This window comes from Sphingopyxis sp. (assembly GCF_035250425.1).
Lineage (GTDB): Bacteria > Pseudomonadota > Alphaproteobacteria > Sphingomonadales > Sphingomonadaceae > Sphingopyxis.
On the sequence record NZ_DATFFD010000173.1, the window covers coordinates 1 to 3,197 of the forward strand.

3 protein-coding genes are annotated in these 3,197 nt (G+C 64.6%); all 3 read left to right on the forward strand.

What is annotated here, in order from left to right; all coding sequences use genetic code 11:
• The coding region (locus VJ811_RS10465) for a transketolase-like TK C-terminal-containing protein (protein WP_324072213.1) at positions 1-1,368 on the forward strand (1,368 nt) is incomplete at its 5' end.
• A 37-nt stretch (positions 1,369-1,405) separates the two neighbouring features.
• Positions 1,406-2,413 carry a type I glyceraldehyde-3-phosphate dehydrogenase gene (gene gap, locus VJ811_RS10470; RefSeq protein ID WP_324072214.1) on the forward strand — a complete coding sequence of 336 codons (1,008 nt, stop codon included), beginning with the start codon at positions 1,406-1,408 and terminating at the stop codon, positions 2,411-2,413.
• Positions 2,414-2,429: 16 nt separating this feature from the next.
• The coding region (locus tag VJ811_RS10475; protein WP_324072215.1) for a phosphoglycerate kinase at positions 2,430-3,197 on the forward strand (768 nt) is incomplete at its 3' end.

Genomic DNA, 3,197 nt, shown 5'->3' on the forward strand with positions numbered 1-3,197 from the left:
GCCGCGCGCTATGCCGCCACCGGCTGGCATGTCGAAAGCTGCGACGGGCATGACCCCGCCGATATTCGCCGCGCGATCGACGCCGCGCTCGCCGATCCGCGCCCGTCGCTGATCGCGTGCCGCACCGTCATCGGTTTCGGCGCCCCGAACAAGCAGGGCACCTCGGCGACGCACGGCTCGCCGCTCGGCGCCGACGAGGTCGCGGCAGCGCGCAAGGAACTGGGCTGGACCGCCGAACCGTTCGTCATTCCGGCCGATATCGCTTCGGCGTGGGCCGCGTTTGGCGAGAAGGGCAAGGCGCTTCACGCTGAATGGAATGATCGCCTCGCAAGCAACGATAAGAAAAAGGAATTTGAAGATCGTCTGAGCGGCAAGATCGTCCCGGGCGACGCCTTCAAGGCCTATCTCGACGGCCTCGTCGCCGAGCCGCCGAAGGTCGCGACGCGCAAGGCGTCGGAGAATACGCTCGGCGCACTGACCGCCGATATTGCCGCGCTCGTCGGCGGCAGCGCCGACCTGACGGGTTCGAACAATACTAAAACTTCGTCAACCAAGCCATTGACCAAAGCCGACTATTCGGGCCGCTATATCTATTACGGCATCCGCGAATTCGGCATGGCCGCGGCGATGAACGGCATGGCGCTGCACGGTGGCGTCGTCCCCTACGGCGGCACCTTCCTGGTCTTCGCCGACTATTGCCGCGCCGCGATCCGCCTGTCAGCGCTCCAGCAGCAGCGCGTCGTCTATGTGATGACACACGACAGCATCGGGCTCGGCGAAGACGGCCCGACGCACCAGCCGATCGAGCATCTCCAGTCGCTCCGCGCGATGCCGAACCTGCTCGTCCTGCGCCCCGCCGACGCGGTCGAAACCGCCGAATGCTGGGCGCTCGCGCTGGCGCAGGAAAGCCGGCCGTCGCTGCTCGCGCTGACGCGTCAGAACCTCCCGCCGTTGCGCCATGACATCACCGAAAATCTTTGTCTGAAGGGCGGTTATCGCCTTCGCGATGCTGCGGCGGCGCGCAAGGTCGTGCTCGTCGCCACGGGCTCGGAAGTGTCGCTTGCGATGGAAGTCGCCGAGAAGCTCGAGGCCGCCGGCCATGGCGCCGACGTTGTATCGATGGTGTCGACCGAACTCTTCGACGAACAGAGTGCCGCCTATCAGGCCGATATTCTGCCCGATGACGCGCTGATCGTATCGATCGAGGCGGGCACGACCTTCGGCTGGGAACGATATACCGGCCGCCATGGTCTCCGCTTCGGCATCGACAGCTTCGGCGCCTCGGCACCGATTGAAGACCTATTCAAGCATTTCGGCCTTACCGCCGATGCTATCGCACCCCAAATTCTGGCACGGCTCGGCGCATAAGGACGGACGGCCACTTACGCAGAAAGGATTATTCGACATGGCAGTGAAAGTCGCAATCAACGGTTTCGGACGCATCGGACGCCTTGTGGCGCGCGCCATCCTCGAACGTCCCGACTGCGGTCTCGAACTGGTCGCGATCAACGACCTTGCCGATGCCAAGTCGAACGCGCTGCTGTTCAAGCGCGACAGCGTTCATGGCGCCTTTCCGGGCGAAGTCAGCGCTGACGGCGACGCCATGGTCGTCAACGGCAAGCGTATCCGCGTGACCGCCGAACGCGATCCCGCCAACCTGCCGCATGCCGAACTCGGCGTCGATATCGCGCTCGAATGCACCGGCTTCTTCGCCGATCGTGACAGCGCGTCGAAGCATCTGACCGCCGGCGCCAAGCGCGTCCTGATCTCGGCCCCCGCCAAGGGCGTCGACCTGACCGTCGTTTACGGGGTCAATCACGACAAGCTGACCGCCGCTCATATCGTCGTCTCGAACGCCAGCTGCACGACCAACTGTCTCGCACCGGTCGCCAAGGTGCTCAACGACGCGCTCGGCATCGAGCGCGGCCTGATGACGACCGTTCACGCCTATACCAACGACCAGAAAATCCTCGATCAGATCCACCCCGACATGCGCCGCGCGCGCGCCGCCGCGATGTCGATTATTCCGACGACGACGGGCGCCGCCCGCGCGGTCGGCGAAGTGTTGCCCGAACTCAAGGGCAAGCTCGACGGTTCGGCGATCCGCGTGCCCACTCCGAACGTCAGCCTGGTCGACCTGACCTTCACGCCGAAGCGCGACACGAGCGTCGAGGAAGTGAACAAGATCCTGAAGGATGCGTCGGAAGGCACGCTGAAGGGCGTGCTCGCATTCTCCGACGAGCCGCTGGTTTCGATCGATTACAACCATAATCCCGCCAGCTCGACGGTCGACAGCCTCGAAACCGCGGTGCTCGAAGGCAAGCTGGTCCGCGTCGTCAGCTGGTACGACAATGAATGGGGCTTCTCGAACCGCATGGTCGATACCGCAGGTGTGATCGCCAAGCTGCTCTGATTCAAAGGAAACGTCGATGACCGCATTCAAGACCCTCGACGATATCGGTGACGTCACCGGCAAGCGCGTACTCGTGCGCGTCGACCTCAACGTCCCGCTGTTCGAGGGCGCGGTCAGCGACGCGACGCGGATCCAGGCGGCGCTGCCGACGATCCGCGAACTGTCGGACAAGGGCGCGATCGTCCTGCTGCTTGCGCACTTCGGACGGCCGAAGGGTGCGAAGAACCCGACCCAGTCTCTGTCGCTCGTGATGGGCGGGGTCGAGGATGTCCTCGGCCATTCGGTGATGTTCATCCCCGATTGCATCGGCGAAGGCGCCAAGGCCGGGATCGCGGTGCTCGCCGCGGGCGATGTTGCCGTGCTCGAAAACACGCGCTTTTATCCTGGCGAAGAAAAGAACGACCCGGCCTTTGCCGATGCATTGGCCGAGGTTGGCGACCTTTACGTCAATGACGCCTTTTCGGCGGCGCACCGCGCGCATGGCTCGACCGAGGGCATCGCCCACCGGCTTCCCGCCTATGCCGGCCGCGCGATGGAGGCCGAATTGAAGGCGCTCGACGCCGCGCTCGGCAATCCCGCGCATCCGGTGGCTGCGGTTGTCGGCGGCGCCAAGGTGTCGTCGAAGATCGACGTGCTGCGGAACCTCGTCGCCAAGGTCGATCATCTGATCATCGGCGGCGGCATGGCCAACACCTTCCTCGCCGCGCGCGGGGTCGATGTCGGCAAGTCGCTGTGCGAGCATGACCTGGTCGATACCGCCAATGCGATCTTCGACGCGGCCGAT

Coding starts and splice junctions, on each gene's coding strand:
- gap (WP_324072214.1), top strand. CDS start 1,406: ATGGCAGTGAAAGTCGCAATCAACGGTTTCGGACGCATCGGACGCCTT.